The organism is Peptacetobacter sp. AB845 (assembly GCF_047528295.1).
Classification (GTDB): Bacteria; Bacillota; Clostridia; order Peptostreptococcales; family Peptostreptococcaceae; genus Peptacetobacter.
Genome location: NZ_CP180001.1, coordinates 1,120,189 through 1,144,837, shown reverse-complemented (window position 1 = coordinate 1,144,837; position 24,649 = coordinate 1,120,189). Strand labels below are relative to the sequence as shown.

Below are 24,649 nucleotides of genomic sequence, written 5' to 3'. Positions count from 1 at the left end.
CAACCTTCCTTTCAAAATATATTATTTACATCCATCCTGCACAATCTAAACATTGATTACTAGGATAATCATACTCATATTCCTCTACCCAATTACCACAACGTGGACACTTAACTTCATCTCTAGCAAGACATTCTGGGCATAAATCTGACCAATCATCATCCTCTGGCTGAGTAAATATCTTACCACATTGTACACATGGAGCTTCATTTTTTCCCAAAGTTTTTTCATTAGTAGTCTCTTCTTCGATTTCCTTTTTTTCTTCAACTTTTTTTTCTATTTGTATTGAGTCATAATTTTTTTCATATAACTTTATAGTATTTTCTATATATTTATAAAATAACATTTCATCATTAGATTTTAAATTTAATATTGATTTATCTCCATTTAATGCACTTATATATCCTGCTATACAACTTTTATAATCAAAATCTTTATTTTCTTCATTTTTTTCTTTTGTTAGTTTTAATATTTTATCAATAGATAAATCGTTATATAACTCATTTTCTACAACATAATCATATGCTTCTTTAAATTCCTTACTATCTTCTTTATATGACTTTTCCTTTTTAGCATGATCTAACGCAATACTTTCTTTTTTATCTATTTCATATTCTTTATACCTACTTCCAACTATGTATCCTGTACCTATACATATTGCAATAGATAGTAATACTAAAATAAATTGTAGTCCTTTTTTCAAATGAACCCCCTCCTATTTCAATATCTTATCCACGAAATCATGTCCTTCATTTTCACAAGGAACGACTTCATTACCTAAAATTTCTTCAAGCTGCTCAAGCGTTACATCATCTAAGAATATAAGCTCATCAGCTTTTAACATACTTCTTGTTATATAAAGAGTTTCTCCTCTTTCTTTACCTTCTGTCTGTTTAATAATATCCTGAGCTGTTATAAGCCCTGAAACTGTTATTGTTTCCCCCCAGAATTCATTCACTATTCTATACACATTTATCTTAACCTGAGGGAATTTTTTCATAATAAGTTCTGCCATACTGTTTATAAACTCGTACGCAGACTTACCTGTAGCTATTGAAACAGTTTTTTCTCTTACATCGTAATCATCTGGAAGCTCATCAAGATAATTTATTATCTCTGTTCCAAGCTTTCTTATCATACCTACACCATCCTCAAACTGAAGGAATCCTTCATAAGAATCGTAGTCTGGTATTTCTCTTTTGGCAATTATATAGAACTCGTCTGACATAAATGCAAATCTTGAGCCAAATTTTTCTAAGCATTTTTTCTGAAGTCCTTCAACTAAATCAAGTGCCTCATTAGCTGTTTTTTCGTTGAATATTTCAAGATGAGGTAGATGATCTCTGTATCTAGTTACCCCAACTGGAACTATTGCAACACTGTTTACATTTGGATAAAGATTAGATAAATCAGTTATAGTTCTTTCTAATTCCTTACCATCATTTACGCCCGGACATAAAACTATCTGGCAGTTCATAGTTATTCCCGCCTCAGCTAGTCTTTCCATTATGCTGTATAATCTTCCAGCGAATCTATTTGTAATCATTCTCTGTCTTAACTCTGGGTTAGTAGTGTGGACAGATATATTTATCGGACTAATTCTATATCTTATTATATCCTCTATATCCTGCTCGCTCATATTTGTAAGAGTTACAAAGTTTCCCTGTAGGAATGATAGTCTTGAATCATCGTCTTTAAAGTATAAAGTCTCTCTCATTCCCTTTGGAAGCTGGTCTATAAAGCAAAACATACATTTATTTCTGCAGCTTTTTGCCTTATCTATAATAGGGTTAGTAAACTCTAATCCTAATTCTTCGTCGTAATCTTTCTCTATCTCGTATACCACTCTTTCTCCGCTCTTTGTCTGTATTTCAAGCTCGATATACTCGTCATCAGTTAAGAATCTGTACTGAATAATATCCTTAACCTTTTCTCCATTTACAGATATTAAAAGGTCGCCAACCTCTATCTCCAACTCTTCCGCTATACTTCCTGGATATATTCTACTTATTATATTGTTAGAATTTTTTACATTAACTTCCACTTTGATATTCCCCTTCCTAAACTTGATTATATCTCTAACTCAATTTATTAATTACAAAATATCAAATTTAAATCACGCTCTTAAAAAAAGTTATCACATATCATTTTATGATACCATTTTTACAGAAAGTATTCAACTCTTTAAGAAAATTGTTGTTCTTCTTATAAATAAAGAATTTACAAAAATATAAAAAATGGGCTGCTGTACAATACAACAACCCATAAATATTAATCTCTTTTAATAGGAATTTTTACTGTAAATGTACTTCCTTTTTCAAGCACACTTTCAACAGAAATAGTTCCTCCAAGGTTTATAACTATATGTTTTGTAATAGCAAGTCCAAGGCCTGTTCCACCTATTTCTCTACTTCTAGCTTTGTCTACTCTATAGAATCTTTCAAAAATTCTAGCTTGGTCTTCTTTAGGTATTCCCATACCTGTATCAGATACCTTTATTACTGCATAATCTTTTTCTTTAAATATTTTTACGTTTACATCTCCATTTTCTGGAGTGTATTTTATTGCATTATCAACTAAATTTAAAATTATCTGCTTTACATAATCTGCATTTGCCCGTATATTTATCGACTCATCCGCATCACATACTAGTTCAATGCTTTTTGTTTTTGCAGATATCATAAGCATATCCTCAACTCTTCTATACACAGAGTATAGATTTATAGATTCTTTCTCTTCTTTTTTATCATTTTCTATAAATGAAAGTGTAAGTATATCCTCTATAAGTCTCTTTAATCTATTTGCCTCTCCATCAATTATTCCAAGGAATCTATTTCTTGTTTCTTTATCTATATTTTCATTTAATTTTAATGTTTCGGCAAATCCACTTATAGAAGTAAGAGGAGTTTTTAATTCGTGGCTGACATTTGCCACAAAGTCTTTTCTCATATTTTCTGCTCTAACTCTTTCCGAAATATCCTCTATATTTACTATAGAACCTATAACTATGCTTTTATTATTTTGAAGGTATACAGGGTCTAGCTTTATTCTTAAAAATCTTCCATCATCTAAATTGACAACTGTTTTTTCATTTTCCTTTGACCCCATAAACATCATTATCTGTTTTAGAATCATATCATTTCTAATTGCAAATGATATATTCCTTCCTTCTACCATTACCTCTTTAGGGCAATTTATCATTTTTTTTGCTTCATCATTGATAAGAAGTATATTCCCCTCTATGTCTATTGCAAGTATCCCATTAGAAATACTTTTTAATATCGATCTTAGCTGTAAATTCTTATATTCTAACTCATCAAATGTATTGTATAAGTTTTTTATCATGTCGTTGTAGTTTTTAGCAAATTCCCCTAATTCGCCATTTCCACCTAAATCCATTCTTGCATGATGTTCGTTGTTGCTCACTCTTTTTGAAACATCTATAATCTCTCTTAAATATTTTCTTACATTTATCGCATATCTAGCCGAAACTATAGCTATTACTACAGAAACAAGTGTAATTATTATCTCTATGTTAATCGTATCCACCATATTACACCTCCAAGTTAGTCTATTTTATATCCAACACCTCTTATTGTTTCGATATATTTTTCATCTGCTCCAGCTTCTTCTAATTTTTTTCTAAGGTATCTTATATGAACGTCTACAGTTCTAGTTTCACCGTAGTATTCGTAACCCCATATCTCATCTAATAGGAAGTTTCTTGAAAGAACCTTTCCTCTATTTTTAAGAAGTAGCTTTAAAAGCTCGAATTCTTTTAATGTTAAATCAACTTTTTTATCATTTATTTTAACTTCATGTTTTGTAAGGTTTAATTTTAAATTACCTGCTGTAAGCTCTTCACTTTCTCTGCCTGTATTCATTCCATATCTTCTCATTACAGAAGTTATTCTAGCTAAAAGTTCTTTAATACTGAATGGTTTTGTTATATAATCGTCAGCACCAATTTCTAAACCTTCAACCTTATCGTCTTCCATATTTTTTGCTGTAAGCATTATAACAGGAATCTTCTTTAAATCTGCATCCTGTCTTATTTTCTTTAACACTTCTATTCCACTTATATTGGGTAGCATCCAATCTAAAAGTATTAAATCTGGTTTTTCCTCTTTCGCTTTTATAAATCCGTCAAATCCATCGTATGAATATATTGTTTTGTATCCTGATGTCTCTAGGTTGAATCTAAGTAATTCAACTATATGCATTTCATCGTCTATTATCAAAACTTTTTCACTCACTACAAACACCTCTCCTATCCTCTAACCTTTTTTTCTCTATAATTTTATCTGAACAATAGTACCTATTCTTTTATCGGTTTTATTATCCTTTCTATATGAATAGAATTTATCATTCTGACAAGATGTACAAATGTTAAGATTGTGTATATTTTCTTTCTTAACACCGCATTTTTCAAGTAAATAACTATTAATTTTTGTTAAATCTATATGAAATCTGTCCTCTTTTATTATATAGAATTTAAAGTCTTTGTTTGTAACGATTGTGTTAAATTTATCTACTAGGTCTTTTGATACCTCATAACAGCACGAACCTATTGCAGGGCCTATGATACAGACGATGTCCTCAGGATTTGTTCCAAAGTTATTTAACATAGATTTAATCGTTTTAACAACTATTTCAGCGTATGTACCTCTCCAACCAGCGTGTATATCCGCGATTATTTTCTTATTTGTATCCACCAAAACTATCGGAACACAGTCTGCTGTGTATATCATAAGAGGTATCTGAGGAATATCTGTTATCATTGCATCGGCTTCCTCTGTTACACCGATGTCGTCTTTTTTTATAATTCTCACTATATCAGAATGGATTTGCTTACAGTCTGTCATATTTTCATAATTTAATCCACATTCATCAAAAACTACTTTAATATCCTCTTTATTTTTTGCATCGTATTTTCTCTCTGTTATCACTACCTTGGCAAATCCACCATCTTTGAATTTTATCTCCTTAGTTATGAAATCGTTCATATCTGTTGTGCAATTATTCATATCAGTTATATAATCATTCGTATTTGTTGTACAACCATTCGTATTTGTTATACAACTGTTCATATTAGCTGTAAAATTTTCCATAAATTACTCTCCCTTTTCTGTAAGAATATTTTTAAGTTCATTTACAAAAGTATTTATATCTTTAAACTGTCTATACACTGAAGCAAATCTTATATAAGCTACTTCATCTAAATCCTTTAAACTATCCATAACAATCTCACCAATTACATTAGATTCTACTTCTCCTGAATACTTTCTATTTATCTCATACTCCACTTTAGATACTATTCTCTCTATATCCTCGACAGAAACCGGTCTTTTCTCACAAGCCTTCATTATTCCACGCTTAACCTTATCCCTATCGAACACTTCTCTTGTATCATCCTTTTTTATAACCATTGTAGGTGTCATTTCTATTTTTTCATAAGTAGTAAATCTTTTTTTACACTCTTCACATTCTCTTCTTCTTCTAATTGTATTTGGATCTGTGTGTCTTGAGTCGACAACTTTTGATTCTCTAAAGCCACAAAATGGACACTGCATACCTATTTCCTCCATTTTTTAATATTTCTTGATTGTTTATAATATCATAACACTATTATTATATTTGTCAACTTTTTTGTAAATAAAAAGGAGAAGCTAAATAACTGCTCTTTGCTCCAGGCTTCAGCGCCCCATACTTTTATATAACACATTTCAATGTATGGGGCGCTTGCAGAATTGTCGCTATAGAGCAGTTATTTAGCTTCTCCTTATCTTATTCACATGCTAGAACATACTAATTTGGTATTTCAAGAGCTTGTCTTATTTTCAAATATATATATACTGTAGATTATATTTTGTTAGTTAATTTATTTTTAAGGTTTAAATTATAATTTTTATTATTTATGGCTTTGGAATAAAATTTGGATAAAAGATTACTTTTGCTCGGATATTAACCTTTCTAATATTTTAAAACTCCTAAAAGCAACTCTATTTTTTTCTTTTCCTTATCTGCATGCGTAACCATATTTAACTGCTTTCTGGAAGCCTGTCTTTTTTTCAAAATATAGATGGGCTTGCGATTATATTTTGTTAGTCGGTCTATTTTTTATGATTTGAATTTATTATATTAGGCTTTTAGCAAAATCTCTCTTTTTGTTTTTAGCTTGAAAATTAAATATATCTACGAACTCGACAATGCAGCTTGACTGCCTGGAGAGGAGTAGATATATTTTTTTCAAGTTTAAAAAGAGATATTTTGCAAAAGCCTTTTAATATTTAAGACAAAAAAAATAGGCTGACACAAAATATTGCGCCAGCCCATCTATATTATTTTCTTCTTTTTCTGTTTCTTAAGAATGGTGGTATTTCCATGTCATAGTCATCTTCTATGTTTGCTTCTCCAACTGTGCTTGTTATTGATGGAGTAGGTTCTTCTTTTTCTTCAGAAGATGTTTCAACAGTAGCTATATCACTATCTAATTCTCTTCTTATTACTTTTTCAGCTTCTTTAGCAACTTTCTGCATATCAGGATCGAATCCAGTAGCTATAACTGTTACTGTTACTTCATCACCTAATTCTTCTTTAACATTAGCACCGAATATTAAATCCACGTCTTCATGGCATGATTCGTAGATTATGTTAGAAGCTTCGTTTATTTCAACTAAGCTTAGGTCTAATCCACCAGATATGTTAAGTATAACTCCTCTAGCTCCAACTATTGAAGTTTCAAGAAGTGGAGATTCTATAGCCTGTCTTACAGCTTCGATAGCTTTATTATCACCTTTTGCACTACCTATACCTATGTGAGCAAGACCTTTGTCTCCCATTATTCTCTTAACATCGGCAAAGTCAAGGTTGATTATTCCAGGAACTTTTATAAGTTCTGATACTGACTGTATAGCCTGTCTTAAAACATCATCTGCTATTGAGAATGCTTTAAGCATAGATGTATTTTTCTGAACAACCTGAAGTAATCTATCATTAGGTATTGTTATAAGAGTATCGACTTTGCTCTTTAACTCTTCTATACCTAATTCAGCCTGTTTCATTCTTTTTTTACCTTCAAAAGTAAATGGTTTAGTAACTACACCAACTGTTAGTTTACCCATTTCTTTAGCTAGCTGAGCTATTACAGGAGCTGCACCAGTACCTGTTCCACCACCCATACCAGCTGTTATAAATACCATTTCTGAGTCTTCTAATAATTTTATGATTTCGTTTTTGCTTTCTTCAGCAGCTTTTCTTCCTACTTCAGGATCTGCTCCTGCTCCAAGTCCTTTAGTTAGTTTTTCACCTATCTGAACTTTGTATTCTGCTTTAGATCTACATAGAGCCTGTTTATCAGTATTAACTGATATAAAATCTACCCCATTTATTTTGGCGTCAACCATTCCGTCTACTGCGTTACTACCGCCACCGCCGACACCGACAACTTTTATTTTGACCCATTCCTCTAATTCTACATCAAAGCCTAGCATCAATTCTCCTCCTTCTTTATCTCCAATATAATACATCTTCTCTATTATATATAATATTCGTTTTCTTATTTAGCCATAATTCTAAATTATATGATTATAAATTTTACTATAATTACACAGATAGCTATAATACCATTTTACTTCTAAATACCTAGTTATTGCAAGTCAATTTTGACAATTATAGAATAAATATTTATTTTTTTTACTATTTGTATTTTTTTATCACTTTTTATAAATATTTTACTCTTTTTATACTAGATTTCACCTTTTATCTGACTAATTCCTCTATTTCATCATAAATTAATTTTATAGCTTCAGGTTTACCTGCTTTTTTACTAGCTGCTGCCATATCAGATAATAATTTTTCATCTCCTAACATAGTAAATACAGCTTTATCTAATCTTTCAGGAGTTAATTCTTTTTCTAATATTGCTATACCAGCACCTTTAGCTTCTATACTTTTTGCATTGTATTCCTGATGATTTTCTGCAGTATAAGCTTTTGGTATGATTATAGATGGTTTACCAAGTGCAGTTATTTCTGCTAAAGATATAGCCCCAGCACTTCCTATAACTATATCACTTGCAGCTAGACCATTTGCCATATCTTCTAAATAAGGCATAACTCTCTGGTCTTTGTTTAATTTTATATCTTTTATTTCTTCCATAAATCCATCATAGAATCTTTTACCTGTAGCAAATATAAACGCTACATCTTCTTTAACCATGTGTTTTATAACTTTTTTCATAGCCTTGTTTATTGTACTAGATCCACCACTACCACCGTAGCATAGTACTAATTTTTTATCAGGGTCTATTCCTAGTTTTTTTCTTGCTTCTGTTTTATCGGCATCTAAAATTTCCTGTCTTACTGGGTTCCCAACAAATTTTAATTTATGCTGACTAGCTTCTGGGAATCTTGCATGAGAATCCTCAAAACTAGTAAGTACTTTTGTAACTGTTTTTGATAATATCTTATTTGTAACACCTGGGAATGAGTTCTGCTCGTGAACTACACAAGGTATTTTTTTCATAGACGCGTTAAATAGTACAGGTCCACTTACGTATCCTCCTGTACCAATTACAACATCTGGTTTAAAAGTTTTAACTATTTTTTTAGTCTGATGTAGACCTTTCATAAGTTTAAAAACTCTTTTTACATTTTCTAAATCTACTTTTCTCTTAAATCCCTGAACAGTAACAGTCTCTAATCTATACCCGTATTTAGGTACTATCTCAGACTCTATTCCACTCTGTGTTCCAACAAAAAGAATTTCTGCATCTGGATTATTGCTTTTTATTTCATTAGCTATGGCTATGGCTGGATAAACGTGACCTCCAGTTCCTCCGCCTGATAATATTACTCTCATTTTCTATCTCCTATTTTTTATTTTCAATTTATCTAATTTTACTCAGTAATGGTTAACTCACTTTCCACTTATAATATTATATCAGATTGACAATTTTTTTAAACTCCCTTTAATAGATTAGCATCCATTATTGTCAATTTTATTTAATTATTCTTATAAATTTTAATTCTTTAAACCTAATTTTACTAAAAAAATAGTTGTGCCGAAAAATTTTAACAGCACAACTTTTATATTATTTATATTAATTCCAAATTTTATAAACTATTTGCATTTTTTATAAACTATTTACATTATCTTTGAAATCTTTTCCTCTTACTTCAAAGTTTTTATACATTCCCCAACTAGCACATGCTGGAGATAAAAGCACTATATCTCCTTCTTTTGCTATGTCGTGGCAAGTTTTAACTGCTTCTTTCATATCCTCTACTCTGTGTATGTCTGTAAATCCTATTCTTCTAGCAGCTTCCTCGATTTTATCTGCAGTCTGTCCAAGTAAAACTAGTGTTTTAACATTTTTCTTTGCTATTTCAAGAAGTTCATCGTATGTACTTCCTTTATCGTATCCACCTGCTATAAGTATTATTGGATTTTCGTAAGCCTGAACTGCTTTTATTGTAGAATCTGGATTTGTTCCTTTAGAGTCATTTACATACTTAACCCCTTCTACCTCTTTTACAAATTCAAGTCTATGCTCAACAGCTTTGAAAGTTTTTAAAACCTCTCTTATAACTTCTATATCAATTCCAGATACGTAAGCCATTGCAGCTGCTGCCATACAGTTTTCAAGATTATGTCCTCCTGGTAAAGAAAGCTCGCAAACCTTCATTAAATTAATTTTTTCGTTTATATCTATTATGATGTCTCCATTTTCTACATAGATACCTTTTTCTAATTTTTCTAATCTAGAGAAAAATACCACATTTGCATTACATTTTTCTGCTAAAGCTTTTGTTAATTCATCGTCGTAATTTAAAACACAGAAGTTTTCCTTATCCTGATTCATAAATACTCTAGCCTTAGCATCTATATAATTTTCCATAGTATGATGTCTGTTCATGTGGTCTTCAGTTATATTAAGAACAGCACTCACACTTGGTTTAAAATCTTTTATACTTTCAAGCTGGAAACTACTAAGCTCTGTAACAAAGCTAGCACCTTCATTTGCAGCCTGTACAGCATCTATTACAGGGTTACCTATATTTCCGACAACATAAGTTTCTTTTCCTGCTTTTTCAAATATTTCTCCTGTTAGGCTAGTAGTTGTAGTCTTACCGTTTGTACCAGTTATTCCTACAAAATAAGGCTTTTTAGCTAACTGATAAGCTAATTCTACCTCACCTATTAATTCTTTATTTTCTTCTATTACTTTTTTGATAAATGGAAGGTCTAAAGGAACTCCCGGCGAAACAACAACCATATCTATATCCGATATATTTTCAGGATGATGTCCTAAAATATATTTTATTCCGTCAATATCTTTTATTTCTGCTATTATTTCTTCAAGCTGATCCTCTGTCTTTATATCATTAACTGTTATGTCTGCTCCGTATTTTGCAAGACATTTTATTGTTGATATTCCTGTCTTTGCAAGACCGACAAGTAGAACTTTTTTCCCTTTTAATTCCATTTTTTCATCCTCCAAATTTTTAGAATCCTGCTACTACTCCTATCCAAGCAAGTATAATTGCTACTATCCAGAATACAAATACAACTTTTGTTTCTGGCCATCCACACTGTTCAAAGTGATGGTGAAGAGGTGCCATTTTGAATATTCTTTTTCCAGTCTTTTTGAAATATGTAACCTGTATTATAACAGATAGTGCTTCTGCAAAGTATATACCACCTACTATAGGTATTAAAAGAACTGAGTTTGTAAGTACTGCAAATGCTACAACAGCTCCACCTAGTGCCATAGAACCCGTATCTCCCATAAACACTTTAGCTGGATTTACATTAAATACTAAAAATCCTACACATCCACCTACTGTAGCTGCAGCAAATATTGCAACACCAGCATCTTTAGCTACAAATATAGCAAATACTACGAAGAATGTAGATACTATAGCTGTTATACCTGAAGCAAGTCCATCAAGTCCATCAGTTAAGTTTACTGCATTTACTGTACCGATTATTATAAACATCATTATAGGTACATATAAAATACCTAAATCTATGAATTTATCTGTAAAAGGTATCATTATTTTTGATGCTGCTGGAGAAGATGTATACTGATAGAATGCTACATATCCAGATATAACAAACTGCATAGCTATCTTCTGCCAAGGTTTTAATCCTAGTGATCTTCTCATTTTGATTATTATAAAGTCATCAAGGAATCCTACTAATCCAAATCCTAACATACAAACAAGTCCTACAAACACATCTGGACCTAATTCAGCTCTGAATAGAACTGTTATCGTTATAGCAACCATAAACATAAGTCCACCCATTGTAGGCGTACCATTTTTAGCAAGGTGAGTCTGAGGACCGTCATCCCTTACTGTCTGACCAAATTTTAATCTATGTAGCATAGGTAAAAATATTGGCCCAATTATTACAACTATTATAAATGACATAAGCATCGTAATAGTTAAACTTTTAATATCCATACTAAAATTTCCTCCTATATTTCTCTTAAATCTTACTTTATCTATTATATACTTTCTATTTTAGTTGTAAATAGAAAATCCTATCTTTAGATTAATTGATTTCAGAAACTTCTTTAACATATTCTACAAATTTTTCAAATTTCATTCCTCTAGAAGCCTTAAATAACATAGTATCTCCATGCTGCATTAATTCTCCTAAAAGTTCTTTTGCCGCTTCTAAGTTATCAAAGTGATATGAATTTTTTGCATCAAATCCATTTTCTTCAGCTTCTTTATTTATAAATACTGCATTTTCTCCAACAGTTATTATAACATCTGAATTATCAACACAAGCTTTTCCTACTCTTCTATGTCCAAATTCAGCTAAATCTCCCATTTCAAGCATATCTCCAAGAACAGCTATTCTTCTACCTTCGTATCTTCCTAGTATGCTAAGAGATGCCTCCATTGAGTCAGGACTTGCATTGTAAGTGTCGTTTATAACAGTGTACTCACCTATTTTTCTTATATCCTGTCTCATTCCTGTAGCTTCAAAATTAGAAAGACCTCTTTTAATTCCTTCCATAGAAATTCCTTCCACTGTTCCGACAGCTATTGCAGCCATCGCATTGTAGATATTGTGTTTTCCTACAGTTGGTATAAATATTTTTTCTAATTTTCCCATAACAGAACATTCAAATTCTATACTATCCTCTGTCATATCATAAGATACACAGTATATATCATTATTTTTCTCAAATCCAAATGTTATAAGGTCGTAATCTTTTTCAACATTTCTTAAAGTAGATAAGAACTTATCATCCCCATTTACAACAAGAGTGTTTCCTTTTCCAAATCCAGTAGTTATTTCCATTTTAGCTTTGAAAATACCTTCCTGAGATCCAAGATTTTCAACGTGCGAAAGACCTATATTTGATATAACCGCAACTTTTGGATTTACCATATTTGCAAGGTACTCGATTTCTCCAAATCCTGACATCCCCATCTCTATAACAGCACATTCATAGCTACTATCTAAGTTGAATAATGTTAGTGGAACTCCAAAATGGTTGTTGAAGTTCTTTTCATTCTTTAAAGTAGCTCTTTCTGAAGAAAGTGCTGCATATACCATATCTCTAGTAGTTGTTTTTCCAACACTACCTGTTATTCCTATAAATGGTATATCAAATTTCTTTTTATAATAGTGTCCTATATCTCCAAGTGCTTTTGAAGTATCTTTAACCTCTATTATATTCATATCAGGTTTTATATCGATGTCTTTTCCTTCATTAACAATAAATACTCTGCATCCTAAGTCATAAGCAGAACCTATGTACTTATGGGCATCGTTGTTTTCCCCGACTATAGCAACAAATGCTGTATCCTCTTTAGCAAGTCTACTGTCTATAACAATACTTATTACAGATTCACTGCATTCCCCATTTTTTAAATTTCCTTTAGATGCTTCGACAATCTCTCTTACTGTCAGCCTCTCCATTCTATTTCCTCCTAACTTTCTGACACTTGTCAGTTTTGCGCAAAAAAATTTTGTGCTTTAGTTAATATTTTTCTATCAATAAAGGCAATGTATAGATGTCCACACATTGCCCTTGATAAATTTTAGCATTTATAATTATATAACAAAATCAAATTTTTTTGAAGTGATTTATAGTTATGTGTAATCAATCTGTTACATATTCAAAGTATATTCATATACATTTTAAAATTGATTACTATTTTTTATTACCATTTTATTATTGTTTTTTATTCAACTTTATTATTTTTTATTCAACTTTATTATTTTTTTCTTAAACTACTATTATTTTTTCTCAGCAACTCTAAGCTTAGCACTTCTTGATCTTGGATTCATTTCTATTTCTTCTGCACTTGGAAGTATAGGTTTTCTAGTTATAACCTTAACCTCAGAAACTTTATCACACTGGCAGAAAGGCATCTCTGGTGGGCAAACACAATCTAATGAAAGATATTTGAATTCATTTTTAACTATTCTATCCTCTAATGAGTGGAATGTTATTATACAAATTCTTCCGCCTGGATTCATTATTGAGCAGGCGTCATCTATCATTTTTGTTATTACTCCAAGCTCGTTATTTACTTCTATTCTTATTGCCTGGAATGTTCTCTTTGCTGGATGAGGTCCATCTATTCTCGCCTTTTTAGGAATAGCTTTCTTGATTATATCAACTAGCTCTCCAGTAGTTTCGATTGGTTTTTCTGCTCTTCCTTCAACGATAAACTTAGCAATTCTTTTAGCCCAGTTATCTTCACCGTAGTCTTTTATTATCTTTGCTAACTCTTCCTCTGTGTACTCATTTACAACATTGTACGCAGAAAAACCTTTTCTAACATCCATTCTCATATCAAGTGGAGCATCTTGCATATAAGAGAATCCTCTATCAGCCTCGTCTAACTGATGAGAAGAAACACCTAAATCTGCAAGCACACCATCTATTTTGTGTACACCTATTTTTTCAAGTTCTTCTTTTATATTTTCAAAGTTGCTGTGTACAAATTTTACTCTGTCGCTGTATTCTGCTAATCTCTCTTTTGCAGTTGCTATGGCATTTTTGTCCTGGTCAAATCCTATAAATAGCCCATCACTAGAAAGTCTTTTGACTATTTCTTTAGAATGTCCCGCCCCTCCCATAGTACAATCGACATATACACCATCAGGCTTTATATTCAGATTATCTATGCACTCATTAAGAAGTACCGATACATGATTAAATTCCATTGTTTTCTCCTTTTTTTGTATTATTTTTCTTCTATAATATAGCTTATCCAATTACAGATTAAGCTGCTTTTTTCTTAGCTCTATTTTTTAAGTAGAAGTGAAGTACTAAACCACCTACAACCCCAACTAAACTTATAAACTGAGCCATTCTTATAGGACCAAACATCAAGCTATCTGTTCTAAGTCCTTCTATGAAGAATCTACCTATTGAGTATAACGTTATGTAAGAAACAATAACCTCACCTTCATAAGTCTTTTTCTTTCTCATATAGAACATTATAAATAGGAATATTCCAAAGTCCCAAATTGACTCATATAAAAATGTAGGATGAACTTTAACTCCATCTACCATAATTCCCCAAGGAAGTGATGTTGGACCTCCATGAGCTTCACCATTTATAAAGTTTCCCCATCTTCCTATAGCCTGTGCAAGTGGCATACCAACCATAACTGCATCTGCTGTTTTGAAGAAGTCTAATTTTTTTACCTTTGCATATATAAATCCTGTAAGAATTCCTCCTATAAGACCACCATGGATTGCAAGACCTCCACCTCTTATATTAAAAATCTCACCTGGATTTTGTGAATAATAATCCCAACTAAATATTACATAGTACAATCTAGCACATATTATCGCCACCGGAATCGCTATAATTGCTATGTTTAAAACATCATCCTCAGATATTCCAACTCTCTTAGCTTCTCTAATAGCTAATGCAATTCCTATAAGCATCCCAGTTGCAATAAGTACCCCGTACCACATCACATCTATTCCAAAAATAGTAAATGCTACTCTGTCCATATTTTCCCCCTGTTTAATTCTTTTTTTCTCTTTTAAAATTTATTTTATTTTTTCTTAAATGCCACTTCTTTTTTAGCATTTTTAGCATTTTTTAGCAATTAATTTTCTTCTGCTTCTATAGGCTCAACTATTGATATTACACAGTTTTCTTCTTTGAAGTGAGTTCTTAGTCTGTTTTCAACATCTTCAAATTCTACTTCTTTTAAAACCTCTAAGTAGTCTAATATGTTTACATCTTTAAATGCATAAGATATAAAGTTATTAGCTATAAATTCCATAGAATCCATATATTTTAAGAACTCTCCTATTTTTTTCTTCTTAGCTCTTTCAAATCCAACTCTTGAAAGTCCTTCTTTTTTATATCTTTCTAGGTATTCAGTTATAGTATCTTTTACCTTGTGAGGATCTTTTCCTTCACCAGAAATCAATGTAAACGCATACTCAACTTCTGAATAGAATCCACCGTAGAAGCTATCGTTTACCATTCCCTTCATGTACATATCCTCATTTAATTCGCTACCTGTTTTAAATATCATATCGCAAAGAATATCGCTGACTACTTCCTTTTTAAGAAGTTCTTTTCCTCTTAAATTAACGTCCTCATCTTTGTATGCTATGTTAAACATAGGCATAGATACCTGATATTTTTCAACTATTTCCTTCTGAGCAATTTCTTTAGGCTCTTCATTTGGGAATCTCTGAATTTTTCCTTCTATTTTATCTATATCAGAGTGATTTGCTTTTTTAATTACATCCATAACCTCATTTTCGTCTAAATCACCAATTACGAATAGTATCATATTTGATGGATTGTAGAATGTGTTGTAGCATTTATAAAGCTCATCTGGAGTTATTTTGTATATGCTATCAACATCTCCAGCTATGTCTATTCTAACATTGTGTTTCTGATACATTGCCTTTAATGCATTGAAATAAACCTGCCAACTTGGGTCATCGTCGTACATTTTTATTTCCTGAGCAATTATTCCCTTTTCTTTCTCAACATTTTCTTCTGTGTAGTATGGTGTCTGAACATAGTCGATTAAATGTGTTAAACACTCATTGAAGTTTTCTGTAGCTGAGAATAAATAAGCTGTCATATTGAAGTTTGTAAATGCATTTGCACTAGCTCCGTATTTAGAGAATAAATCAAAAGCATTTCCCCCATCTGGCTGCTCAAACATCTTATGCTCTAAGAAATGAGCAATACCTTCGTGGACTCTAATTCTGTTGCACTCCCCTTTAGGAACAAATTCTAAGTCATTTGAACCGAAGTCTGTTGCAAGTATTGCATATTTCTTTACAAAGCCTCTTTTAGGCATAAAATAAACTCTTAATCCATTTTCTAATGTTTCAAAGTATAATTCTTCTTTTATTATATCGTTTACTATCTTTTCCATAATATCCTCCTTATTTTTCATTTGTAAGGAAGTATACTGTATCTTCCTGTATATCCTTCATAGCTTCTACTATGTCCTCTACTGTAATATTTTCAACATATTCGATTATTTCCTCTGCCTTGTAGTCTGTCCGTCCTAATTCTTGAGAGAATACGAATTCAGACATGCCACCTAGTCCATCACAAGAAGATCTAAGTCCATTTATTAAAGATTTTTTAGTATTTATTAATTCTTCTTCTGTTATATCTCCTTTTTTAACAGCTTCTAAGTTTTCGATTATAAGTTTTTCTGTTTTTTCTCTGTTCTGCACTTCTATTCCTGAAGAAATCATCATTATAGATTTATACTTATCCACAGATGCAAATATGTAGTAGCATAGGCTCTCTTTTTCTCTAACATTGTTGAATAATTTAGAGTGAGGACCTCCTCCTAAAACACCGGCTCCTACAACTAATGAATAATATTTTTTAGCATCTTTGTAGTCTGTGTTTGCTCTGAATCCCATAACAAGTTTACCCTGTGTTATATCCATAGCTTCGTCTACTCTTTTAACTTCTCTTACTTCTTTAGTAAACTCTTCCCTAACAACTGGCTGTATTTCTCCTCTTTCTATTGAAAAATGGCTCTTTATAGTGTTTTCGATTTCTTCACAGTCGAAATCTCCTTCTACTATTATATCTATTCTTGAATCTTTTATTATTTTTTTATAGTGTTCGTAAAGATTTTCAGGAGTTATAGCTTCTATATCATCTATTGTTCCTGCAGATGGTATACTGTATCTTTCACCTTCACACATTATTTCTATACATCTTTTATGTGCATAAGATCTTTTATCATTTATAATAGATAAAACTTTATTTTTTAGGTTTTCTTTTTCTATTTCCACATATTCTTTTTTGAATCCACCGTCTATTACAAGAGGTTTTGTTATTAAATCATTTAAAAGCTCGATTATATCTCCAAATATTTTTTCATCTATGTATTTGTCATTTGTATTTAATATTTTGAATGATATTATCTGTCTTTCTCCACGTTTTGAAGTATCTGCAGCTAAAGCAGCACCATAAAGGTCGTCAAGTCTATCAGATAATTCCTTCATTGAAGGATATTTTTCACATCCACTCGCAAGAACCTGAGGTAGTAGAGAGTTTTTAGCTGCCTCATCTTTATCTAACATTCTCTGTATATTTATGGTAATCAGATTTGATTTGAATTTTTCAGTTTTTATAAGAGTAAGCCCCATTCCTTTGGCTATTTCTTTTTTTATTATAGCTTCCATTATTTTCCTCCTATTTCAAAAATTTCCTATTATAATATTATAACCTTTTTAATTGAAAATATATATAATAAAATCTTTTGGTTTACTCAAAATATATTTTACATTGACACTTATTCTGTTGTATAATTAATCTATGTGTCAATAGATAAATAACGCTAATTGCCTAAAATGGATTTTGCATTTAGCTAAAAATACAATAAAGAGAGGACGATTAATTATGAAATTAGGTATAGTTGGTTTACCAAACGTTGGTAAAAGTACACTATTTAATGCTATAACTCAGGCTGGAGCTGAGTCAGCAAACTACCCATTCTGTACAATAGACCCTAACATAGGTGTTGTATCTGTACCAGATCCAAGATTAGACAAATTAAAAGAGCTTTACAACTCTAAAAAAATAGTTCAGACTGCTATAGAATTCTGTGATATAGCTGGACTAGTTAAAGGAGCTTCAAAAGGTGAAGGTTTAGGAAACAAATTCTTATCTAACATAAGAGAAGTTGACGCTATAGTTCACGTTGTTAGATGTTTTGAAGACCCTAACGTTGTTCACGTTGACGGTTCTGTAGATCCATTAAGAGATATAGAAACTATAAACTTAGAGTTAATATTCTCTGATATAGAAGTTCTTGAAAGAAGATTAGTTAAAACTACTAAAGCTTTAAAAGCTGATAAAACTCTTCAGGGAGAAGTTGATATATTAAACAGCTTAATGGCTACTTTAGAAGACAATAAATGTATAAGAACTATGGAATTTGACGAAGATACTGCAGCTTTCGTTAAATCATTAAACTTACTTACTTCTAAACCAGTTATATATGTAGCTAATGTTTGTGAAGATGATTTAGCAGATGACGGTGCTACTAATGCAATGGTTGCAAAAGTTAGAGAATTCGCTGAAACAGAAGGTTCTGATACAGTTGTTGTATGTGCTCAGATAGAAGCAGAAATATCTGAACTTGAAACTGATGAAGAAAAGAAAGAATTCCTTGAAACTTTAGGACTTGAACAGTCAGGTCTTGACAAGCTTATAAGAGCTTCTTACCACTTATTAGGATTAATATCATTCCTAACTGCTGGTGAAATGGAAGTTAGAGCTTGGACTATAAAAAATGGAACAAAAGCTCCTCAGGCTGGTGGAAAAATCCACTCTGATATAGAAAGAGGATTCATAAAAGCTGAAACAATAGCTTACGAAGACTTAATACAGTATGGAAACATGACTGCAGCTAAAGAAAAAGGTGCAGTAAGACTTGAAGGAAAAGAATACGTAGTTAAAGATGGAGATGTAATATTATTCAAATTTAACGTGTAATAAACAGAAGGACAAGAAAATAACTACTGTCCGTTCCAGGCTTCGACGCTTTCTTCGTCTAGCTCGAACTCCGTTCGAAGCAATGACGAAAGCGTGAAGGGGTCCCAATTTGTTGAACTTTGCGAGATAGTTTTAATAAACTATCTCGCATTTTTAAGCAGCTGAAAGGCGAAGCCTATACTCAATAGGACTCATCCAACCAAGCTTCGCTTTAATTCTTTTCTCATTATAATATTTTATATAATTTTCAATAGCCAATTTGAGTTCGTTATAGCCATTATATACATATCCATAATAAATTTCTTGTTTCAATATACCAAAAAAGTTCTCCATAACAGCATTATCAAGGCAGTTTCCTTTTCTGGACATACTTTGAAAAATTCGTTCTTTTTTTAACTTATTTCTATATAAATGCATCTGATATGCCCAACCTTGATCTGAGTGAAATGTTCTTCTATACTTACAATCGGATGTCACTTCTATAGCTTTATTTAGAGCAGACATTACATTATTTGCAGTTGGTCTTTCGGATATACTAAAACTTAATATTTCACTATTATACATATCCATAAACGCATCAAGATAGAGTTTTTTTACTATAGCTTCGCCATTTTTTCCTTTTTCATAATACTTAAACTCTGAAGTATCAGTTGCTATCTTTTGATGAGGGACACTTGTATAAAATTTCTGTCTAAATCTATTCTTTGCAGTTTTACCTACATTACCTTTATATGAGTTATATTTACGACTTTTTCTTGAAAAGGATTTTACCTGTAGACCTAATTTTTTTACTATTCTATGTACTTTTTTTATGTTAACAACCATAGTTTTTCTAAGTTCCCGATGTATACGTTTATATCCATAGTCTTTATGCTGAGCTCTAATTTCTAATATTAACTGTTCTATTTCCTGGTCTTTATTTTTTCTGTTAAATCTCTTTTGCCAATACATATATGTTGATTTTGGAAAATTGATAGCAGCAAGAATATCTTTTAATTTAAATAATCCTCGGAGATTATATACTATTCTTGCTATTTCTTCGGAAGTTGCTTTTCTTCTTCCAGATATAATCTCCTCTTTGCTTTTAAAAATTCATTCTGTATTCTTAGTTTAAGATTTTCTGCTTCGAGTTCTTCGATTCTTTTTAACGTTTTTTCATCTATATTATCTAACTTTCTTTTTTCACTTTTGGATTTAGCCATTCTTTATCATCCTTTCTTTTTACCTTCGGTTTTAAGGCACTAGTCCCATACCTTAGATACTTTATTACCCATAATCTTATTGTTGATCTATCGCTCATATTTAGATAGTCAGCTAGGCTTTGATATGAAAAATTACCTTCTAAGTATAACTTTACCACACGCATTTTATATTCAAAAGAATAATTTCCTCTTTTAGGAGCTATTTTTGAATAATCTCCGACTTTTCTAACGTAATCCATGTACCATTTAGATATGTCAGAACGAGAAGGAATATCATATTTTTTCATTAATACCTTACATCTACATTCTTCATTTATATATTCCTTAAGAACCATTTGTTTAAACTCCTTTGAAAAAGTTCTTTTTTTAGGTCGAAGACATAACGATTCATCTCCGATTTCATTTATGAACTGATTGAACCAATTAGATAGTGTACCTTTTTTTAAATCATATTTTACTTCTATTTCCTTTTGCATACATCCAGAAACAATATATTCCTGAATAATTTTCAATTTAAATGTAGTTGTATACTTACTTTTAGTCTTCGACTTTTTTATTAATGCTAAGTCCTTTGAGTTATTTTTATATTTTTCAATCCATTTGAAAACACTGCTTTGTGATACACAATACTTTTTCGAAAGTTCACTTTGCGTAATTTCAGTATCGAAATATTCACTTGCAATTTTATTCTTAAAATCTTCGCTATATTTAGGCATAAAAAATACTCCAATCGTTAGATTTTTAAGTCCAACAAATTGGAGTACCTACAGCGTCTGTAGATTGTCACTGGACTAGTAGTTATCTTTCTTGTCCTTACTTTATTTCATCGTTAAAATTTGAATAATACGGGAATACATAGCAGAAAAGCCCTCAGACGAGGGCTTTTTTTATTGTTTAAAAATATAAATATATTGCATATTATTAACCGATAGCCAACCCTTAAAACTTCTAATCTTTTTACTACCTTACTTGCGTATTTCCAGCGAATAAAATTTAAAAGAAATTTAATGCTATGAGAGGGCTGTTTATGATTTAGTAGCCGTCTTTTAAGTAATATCATCATGAATTATTTGCACCGACAATCTGCAAGCGTGAGGTTGTTTTTCAACAAAATCTTTTACCTACACCACGCTGAAGCCTGGAGTAGAATGATATGACACAATAAAAAAGAGGTTGCCACTAATAAAGCAGCAACCCCAATTATTATTTTCTTTTAAATTTTATCGCATTTTCTTTGCATTTGTTTATACATTCACCACATTGTACACATTCCATGTCTCCAACTTTTTTTACATCAAGTTTACAAGTTATTGTACATGCGTTACATCCTGTACATTTATTCTCATCTATTACAAATCCGAATACAGAAATTTTATTAAATAACCCATAGAACGCACCCAGTGGACATAAGAATCTACAGAATCCTCTAAATACAAATACTGTCATAACAAGAATTGTTATCATAATCCCTATTTTCCAATTAAATAAGAATCCTGTAAGCGACTGTAACCGCTGATTGCTAGACACTAAAGGTACACCTGCTTCTAATGTTCCAACTGGGCAAATATATTTACAGAACCCAGGCGCTGACATAGTTAGAGGTATTATTACAACGAATACCACAAGTATTACGTACTTTAATAGAGATAATTTTTCGCTCCATTTTCCTTTTTTTACCTTTTTAGTAGGTATTTTGTAAAGTAATTCCTGAATTAGCCCAAAAGGACATAAGAATCCACAAATCACCCTACCTATAAGTATTCCAAAGAGTAAAAGTATTCCTATTATATAGTATGGAAATTTATACTTGGCAGATACTAGTGCAGACTGTACACTTCCAAGTGGGCAAGATCCAATTGCTCCAGGACATGAGTAACAGTTAAGCCCTGGTACACACATTCCCTTGCTTGCTCCCTGATAGATTTTCCCCTCAGCAAATCCACCTATATTGCAATTGTATAATACTGCTGAAATTACTTGGATTAATCTTCTCTTTCTATCTTTTATCCATTCAAACATCTATCCTATTCCTATACATTCGTAGCAAATCCTATTGGCCTTGTTCATAACATCTCTAATTCCGCCATTTAAAGCTCCAACTATTATCAAAATAACTGCTGCTACGAAAATCACCTTTCTAAGTATTTTCCCCTTATTCATTATTTTTCATAAGCCTCCGTTAAAGCTCTTAAAACTCTCTTATACTGCTCATCTGCTCCAGCAGATCCTACCATAGTTTCATGTACTTTACCTTCCTTATCTACAACAACTAAATAAGGAATACCATCTGAAGGATATAAATTACATATATCCATACTTTCATCATAAGCTACTTTAAAAGTATAATTCTTATCCTTTAAAAACTCATCTACAGTCTTTTTATCCTCACCATAGTTTACTGAAACTATCTCTATCTTATCTCCGTACTCTTTCTGAAGTTTTTCTATACCAGGCATTTCTTCAACACAAGGTCCACACCAAGTTGCCCAGAAATTTATTAAAACAACTTTTCCTTTATTTTCTGAAAGTGTAAAACTCTTTCCGTTTGTAAGGTCTGCATAAAATTCAGGAGCTTCATCCCCTACTTTAAGCTCTGTTGATGCACTTGTTCCAGAATTTCCTCCACATCCAACTAAAGATAATGTCATTATTAACCCTAGTAACATAGCTAAAACTTTTATCTTTTTAGACATAAATCTTCCTCCTAATCTTTTTAATTAAATTCTATTCATAATTAACTAAATTATATAATAAAAAGTACCTCAAGAGTATAGCCTGAGGTACTTTTTTTTAATTTTTATTTAAGGATATATTTATATTATCTATTTTTTAGTAATTTATACTATATATTTTGATAAATCTATTTCTTAATAATTTATTTTTTATGGATTATTTTAAATTCCACTTTAAATATTATTTTAAATCCTGTATTTTAACACCTGTAAGTTCTCCGTATTTCTGCATAACAGTTAATATACTTTCTTTACAAGCATTTAAGTTCTTTTCTTTTCCTATAGAATATCTAGCTTCTGGATTAGAAGTATATGGCATTTCTACAAATGAAGCTATTGGAGCTATAAATCCGTCTTCATCTTTAGCATCTTTATTGAACTCGAAGAAGTAAGGTGCATCTATTATAGTTGTTCCGTCTTCCATTGTTCTTGTTCCTTCAAGATTAGTTAAATGTCTATCTATAAGATTTTTGTACATATGAACTATTGGAGAATTTTCTTCTAATATGTTAGTAGTCTGTTTGTATCCCCATTTATCTGTTGTATATGCACCATCTATCTGTGGATCATACATATAAACTCTTACATTATTCTTAACAGCATACTGGTTTACAGTAGATATTATAGAACGAGTTTTTTCGCTTCCTGGACCACCTATCATAACTAAAGAGTTTCCGTCCTGGTCAGTAAGCCATTCTAGCTGACGATATGTTATTGGGTATATATTTACCTTTTCATTCGCCTTGAATATTTCTTTTCCATAAGAATTAAACGCATCTTTCATATATTTTTCTTTATCATAATGAGCTAATTCTATTTTATTATTTTTTATGTAATCGAATATTTTCATAAGATTTTTTCTATATTCTTCAGTTACATATTTTCTAACTGGTTTTCCTTCTTTATCTAATACATCGTTTCCTTCTGCATCAGTTTCTTTTACATAAAGACCTTTTTCATCACGTTCAACCATCTGTTCAAAAGCGTAAACTACAGGGAATTTTCCTCTAGCTACACCTTTTCCACTGTTATCTTTTGTGTTGTCTTTATTGTAAAGGAACATTATTGGCTGCTGTAATCTACCTACAGTAACCTCTTTCCCAGCTGAATTTGTATAAGATATTGCAGTATCTGAATCTGATGGATATTCTATCCAGTCATCTAGATTAGTTAAGAATCTAGATACCATTTCTCCGTACATGTAGTTGTATTTAGCCCCTACTGTGTCTTTCCCGTTAGTCATACGAACAAACATAGAACCATCTTCCCCATTGTCTACGTTAAAGTCGTATGAATATATTGTGTCTATTCCATTTTTCTTTGCAAATTCGTTTACAGAAGGCCCCATGGCTCTACTGTTGTGGCACCAAGAACCACTTAACTGTATAAGGAAGTTCCCTTCCTGCTGCATTAAGTTCATAAGCTGATCATAGCTTATATCTTTGAATACTATTTCTTTATCTTCAAATGTATCTACACCATTCTGACGATCCATGTCAGCATTTGAATGTCTATTGAAATCTCCAAAAGCATATTCTTTTTCAAAATCATATTTTGGAGAAGATAGCTGAGCTTTTGTATCAGCTAAAGTTTCTTTTTTAGATGTATTTTCTGTTGCACTATTTTCTTTGTTATCACTACCACATCCTGTTAATACCCCTGCAACAAGTGTAGCTGCTAGTATTGTAGAAATAACTTTCTTATTTATCTTCAT

At 31.4% G+C, this 24,649-nt stretch carries 23 protein-coding genes; 1 reads left to right on the top strand and 22 read right to left on the bottom strand.

The features are described 5' to 3' along the window. Positions 1–25: 25 nt before the first annotated feature. From ACK2WO_RS05360 to yfmF, 15 genes are all read right to left on the bottom strand, one after another. Positions 26–703, bottom strand: coding sequence for a hypothetical protein (locus tag ACK2WO_RS05360; RefSeq protein ID WP_414698640.1), 678 nt, complete (start codon positions 701–703; stop codon positions 26–28). Between the two features lie 12 nt (positions 704–715). Then, entirely contained in the window at positions 716–2,044 is a 1,329-nt protein-coding gene (locus ACK2WO_RS05355) for a DUF512 domain-containing protein (RefSeq protein WP_178412114.1), read from the bottom strand. 227 nt (positions 2,045–2,271) lie between these two features. Beyond that, positions 2,272–3,552: an ATP-binding protein gene (locus tag ACK2WO_RS05350; protein ID WP_178412113.1), complete on the bottom strand. Its 1,281-nt coding sequence runs from the start codon at positions 3,550–3,552 to the stop codon at positions 2,272–2,274. A gap of 14 nt (positions 3,553–3,566) precedes the next feature. Then, positions 3,567–4,256, bottom strand: coding sequence for a winged helix-turn-helix domain-containing protein (locus ACK2WO_RS05345; protein WP_178412112.1), 690 nt, complete (start codon positions 4,254–4,256; stop codon positions 3,567–3,569). A 36-nt stretch (positions 4,257–4,292) separates the two neighbouring features. Beyond that, a complete protein-coding gene (gene pgeF / locus ACK2WO_RS05340) occupies positions 4,293–5,111 on the bottom strand; it encodes a peptidoglycan editing factor PgeF (protein WP_414698639.1) in 819 nt (272 codons plus the stop codon). Positions 5,112–5,114: 3 nt separating this feature from the next. Further along, positions 5,115–5,573 (bottom strand): transcriptional regulator NrdR, encoded by a 459-nt coding sequence (gene nrdR, locus ACK2WO_RS05335; protein ID WP_178412111.1) that lies wholly within the window; start codon positions 5,571–5,573, stop codon positions 5,115–5,117. A 768-nt stretch (positions 5,574–6,341) separates the two neighbouring features. Continuing rightward, positions 6,342–7,493, bottom strand: a complete 1,152-nt coding sequence (gene ftsZ, locus ACK2WO_RS05330; RefSeq protein WP_178412110.1) for a cell division protein FtsZ — start codon at positions 7,491–7,493, stop codon at positions 6,342–6,344. A gap of 268 nt (positions 7,494–7,761) precedes the next feature. Further along, positions 7,762–8,862 (bottom strand): undecaprenyldiphospho-muramoylpentapeptide beta-N-acetylglucosaminyltransferase, encoded by a 1,101-nt coding sequence (gene murG / locus ACK2WO_RS05325; RefSeq protein ID WP_414698638.1) that lies wholly within the window; start codon positions 8,860–8,862, stop codon positions 7,762–7,764. Between the two features lie 274 nt (positions 8,863–9,136). Beyond that, the gene (gene murD / locus ACK2WO_RS05320; protein WP_414698637.1) at positions 9,137–10,489 is read right to left on the bottom strand and encodes a UDP-N-acetylmuramoyl-L-alanine--D-glutamate ligase; all 1,353 of its coding nucleotides are present in this window, start codon (positions 10,487–10,489) and stop codon (positions 9,137–9,139) included. Between the two features lie 19 nt (positions 10,490–10,508). Further along, a complete protein-coding gene (mraY, locus tag ACK2WO_RS05315; protein WP_414698636.1) occupies positions 10,509–11,471 on the bottom strand; it encodes a phospho-N-acetylmuramoyl-pentapeptide-transferase in 963 nt (320 codons plus the stop codon). A 91-nt stretch (positions 11,472–11,562) separates the two neighbouring features. Next, entirely contained in the window at positions 11,563–12,948 is a 1,386-nt protein-coding gene (locus ACK2WO_RS05310; protein WP_178412617.1) for a UDP-N-acetylmuramoyl-tripeptide--D-alanyl-D-alanine ligase, read from the bottom strand. Positions 12,949–13,269: 321 nt separating this feature from the next. Next, positions 13,270–14,205 (bottom strand): 16S rRNA (cytosine(1402)-N(4))-methyltransferase RsmH, encoded by a 936-nt coding sequence (gene rsmH, locus ACK2WO_RS05305; RefSeq protein WP_414698635.1) that lies wholly within the window; start codon positions 14,203–14,205, stop codon positions 13,270–13,272. A gap of 58 nt (positions 14,206–14,263) precedes the next feature. Next, positions 14,264–15,007 carry a prolipoprotein diacylglyceryl transferase gene (gene lgt / locus ACK2WO_RS05300; RefSeq protein WP_414698634.1) on the bottom strand — a complete coding sequence of 248 codons (744 nt, stop codon included), beginning with the start codon at positions 15,005–15,007 and terminating at the stop codon, positions 14,264–14,266. 98 nt (positions 15,008–15,105) lie between these two features. After that, positions 15,106–16,407: an EF-P 5-aminopentanol modification-associated protein YfmH gene (gene yfmH / locus ACK2WO_RS05295; protein ID WP_414698633.1), complete on the bottom strand. Its 1,302-nt coding sequence runs from the start codon at positions 16,405–16,407 to the stop codon at positions 15,106–15,108. Between the two features lie 10 nt (positions 16,408–16,417). Further along, positions 16,418–17,686 (bottom strand): EF-P 5-aminopentanol modification-associated protein YfmF, encoded by a 1,269-nt coding sequence (yfmF, locus tag ACK2WO_RS05290; protein WP_414698632.1) that lies wholly within the window; start codon positions 17,684–17,686, stop codon positions 16,418–16,420. Positions 17,687–17,903: 217 nt separating this feature from the next. Here yfmF and ychF point away from each other — a divergent pair, with 217 nt between their 5' ends. Continuing rightward, on the top strand, positions 17,904–19,001 hold the full coding sequence (ychF, locus tag ACK2WO_RS05285) for a redox-regulated ATPase YchF (protein ID WP_006439960.1): 1,098 nt from the start codon (positions 17,904–17,906) through the stop codon (positions 18,999–19,001). 153 nt (positions 19,002–19,154) lie between these two features. Here the strand turns inward: ychF and ACK2WO_RS05280 are convergent, their stop codons facing one another. From ACK2WO_RS05280 to ACK2WO_RS05250, 7 genes are all read right to left on the bottom strand, one after another. Beyond that, positions 19,155–20,027 (bottom strand): IS3 family transposase, encoded by an 873-nt coding sequence (locus tag ACK2WO_RS05280; RefSeq protein WP_414698735.1) that lies wholly within the window; start codon positions 20,025–20,027, stop codon positions 19,155–19,157. A 5-nt stretch (positions 20,028–20,032) separates the two neighbouring features. Beyond that, a complete protein-coding gene (locus ACK2WO_RS05275; protein ID WP_158573270.1) occupies positions 20,033–20,203 on the bottom strand; it encodes a hypothetical protein in 171 nt (56 codons plus the stop codon). Further along, positions 20,170–20,919 carry a transposase gene (locus ACK2WO_RS05270; RefSeq protein ID WP_178411908.1) on the bottom strand — a complete coding sequence of 250 codons (750 nt, stop codon included), beginning with the start codon at positions 20,917–20,919 and terminating at the stop codon, positions 20,170–20,172. Before ACK2WO_RS05270 ends, ACK2WO_RS05275 begins: the two co-directional genes overlap by 34 nt. A gap of 487 nt (positions 20,920–21,406) precedes the next feature. Further along, the gene (locus tag ACK2WO_RS05265; protein ID WP_414698631.1) at positions 21,407–22,222 is read right to left on the bottom strand and encodes a 4Fe-4S binding protein; all 816 of its coding nucleotides are present in this window, start codon (positions 22,220–22,222) and stop codon (positions 21,407–21,409) included. Next, positions 22,223–22,363, bottom strand: coding sequence for a CD1871A family CXXC motif-containing protein (locus tag ACK2WO_RS05260; RefSeq protein ID WP_414698630.1), 141 nt, complete (start codon positions 22,361–22,363; stop codon positions 22,223–22,225). Continuing rightward, positions 22,363–22,896: a TlpA family protein disulfide reductase gene (locus ACK2WO_RS05255; RefSeq protein ID WP_414698629.1), complete on the bottom strand. Its 534-nt coding sequence runs from the start codon at positions 22,894–22,896 to the stop codon at positions 22,363–22,365. The genes ACK2WO_RS05260 and ACK2WO_RS05255 overlap by 1 nt, the downstream gene beginning before the upstream one ends. 220 nt (positions 22,897–23,116) lie before the next feature. Further along, positions 23,117–24,649, bottom strand: coding sequence for a hypothetical protein (locus tag ACK2WO_RS05250; protein ID WP_414698628.1), 1,533 nt, complete (start codon positions 24,647–24,649; stop codon positions 23,117–23,119).

What these genes read in the sequence shown, in the direction of transcription:
- mraY (WP_414698636.1), bottom strand. Translation starts at nt 11,471, where the DNA reads ATGGATATTAAAAGTTTAACTATTACGATGCTTATGTCATTTATAATA.
- rsmH (WP_414698635.1), bottom strand. Translation starts at nt 14,205, where the DNA reads ATGGAATTTAATCATGTATCGGTACTTCTTAATGAGTGCATAGATAAT.
- ACK2WO_RS05260 (WP_414698630.1), bottom strand. Translation starts at nt 22,363, where the DNA reads ATGAATAAGGGGAAAATACTTAGAAAGGTGATTTTCGTAGCAGCAGTT.
- murD (WP_414698637.1), bottom strand. Translation starts at nt 10,489, where the DNA reads ATGGAATTAAAAGGGAAAAAAGTTCTACTTGTCGGTCTTGCAAAGACA.
- ychF (WP_006439960.1), top strand. Translation starts at nt 17,904, where the DNA reads ATGAAATTAGGTATAGTTGGTTTACCAAACGTTGGTAAAAGTACACTA.
- ACK2WO_RS05310 (WP_178412617.1), bottom strand. Translation starts at nt 12,948, where the DNA reads ATGGAGAGGCTGACAGTAAGAGAGATTGTCGAAGCATCTAAAGGAAAT.
- nrdR (WP_178412111.1), bottom strand. Translation starts at nt 5,573, where the DNA reads ATGCAGTGTCCATTTTGTGGCTTTAGAGAATCAAAAGTTGTCGACTCA.
- ACK2WO_RS05350 (WP_178412113.1), bottom strand. Translation starts at nt 3,552, where the DNA reads ATGGTGGATACGATTAACATAGAGATAATAATTACACTTGTTTCTGTA.
- pgeF (WP_414698639.1), bottom strand. Translation starts at nt 5,111, where the DNA reads ATGGAAAATTTTACAGCTAATATGAACAGTTGTATAACAAATACGAAT.
- murG (WP_414698638.1), bottom strand. Translation starts at nt 8,862, where the DNA reads ATGAGAGTAATATTATCAGGCGGAGGAACTGGAGGTCACGTTTATCCA.
- ACK2WO_RS05265 (WP_414698631.1), bottom strand. Translation starts at nt 22,222, where the DNA reads ATGTTTGAATGGATAAAAGATAGAAAGAGAAGATTAATCCAAGTAATT.
- yfmF (WP_414698632.1), bottom strand. Translation starts at nt 17,686, where the DNA reads ATGGAAGCTATAATAAAAAAAGAAATAGCCAAAGGAATGGGGCTTACT.
- lgt (WP_414698634.1), bottom strand. Translation starts at nt 15,007, where the DNA reads ATGGACAGAGTAGCATTTACTATTTTTGGAATAGATGTGATGTGGTAC.
- ACK2WO_RS05250 (WP_414698628.1), bottom strand. Translation starts at nt 24,649, where the DNA reads ATGAAGATAAATAAGAAAGTTATTTCTACAATACTAGCAGCTACACTT.
- ACK2WO_RS05255 (WP_414698629.1), bottom strand. Translation starts at nt 22,896, where the DNA reads ATGTCTAAAAAGATAAAAGTTTTAGCTATGTTACTAGGGTTAATAATG.
- yfmH (WP_414698633.1), bottom strand. Translation starts at nt 16,407, where the DNA reads ATGGAAAAGATAGTAAACGATATAATAAAAGAAGAATTATACTTTGAA.
- ACK2WO_RS05275 (WP_158573270.1), bottom strand. Translation starts at nt 20,203, where the DNA reads ATGGCTAAATCCAAAAGTGAAAAAAGAAAGTTAGATAATATAGATGAA.
- ftsZ (WP_178412110.1), bottom strand. Translation starts at nt 7,493, where the DNA reads ATGCTAGGCTTTGATGTAGAATTAGAGGAATGGGTCAAAATAAAAGTT.
- ACK2WO_RS05270 (WP_178411908.1), bottom strand. Translation starts at nt 20,919, where the DNA reads ATGCCTAAATATAGCGAAGATTTTAAGAATAAAATTGCAAGTGAATAT.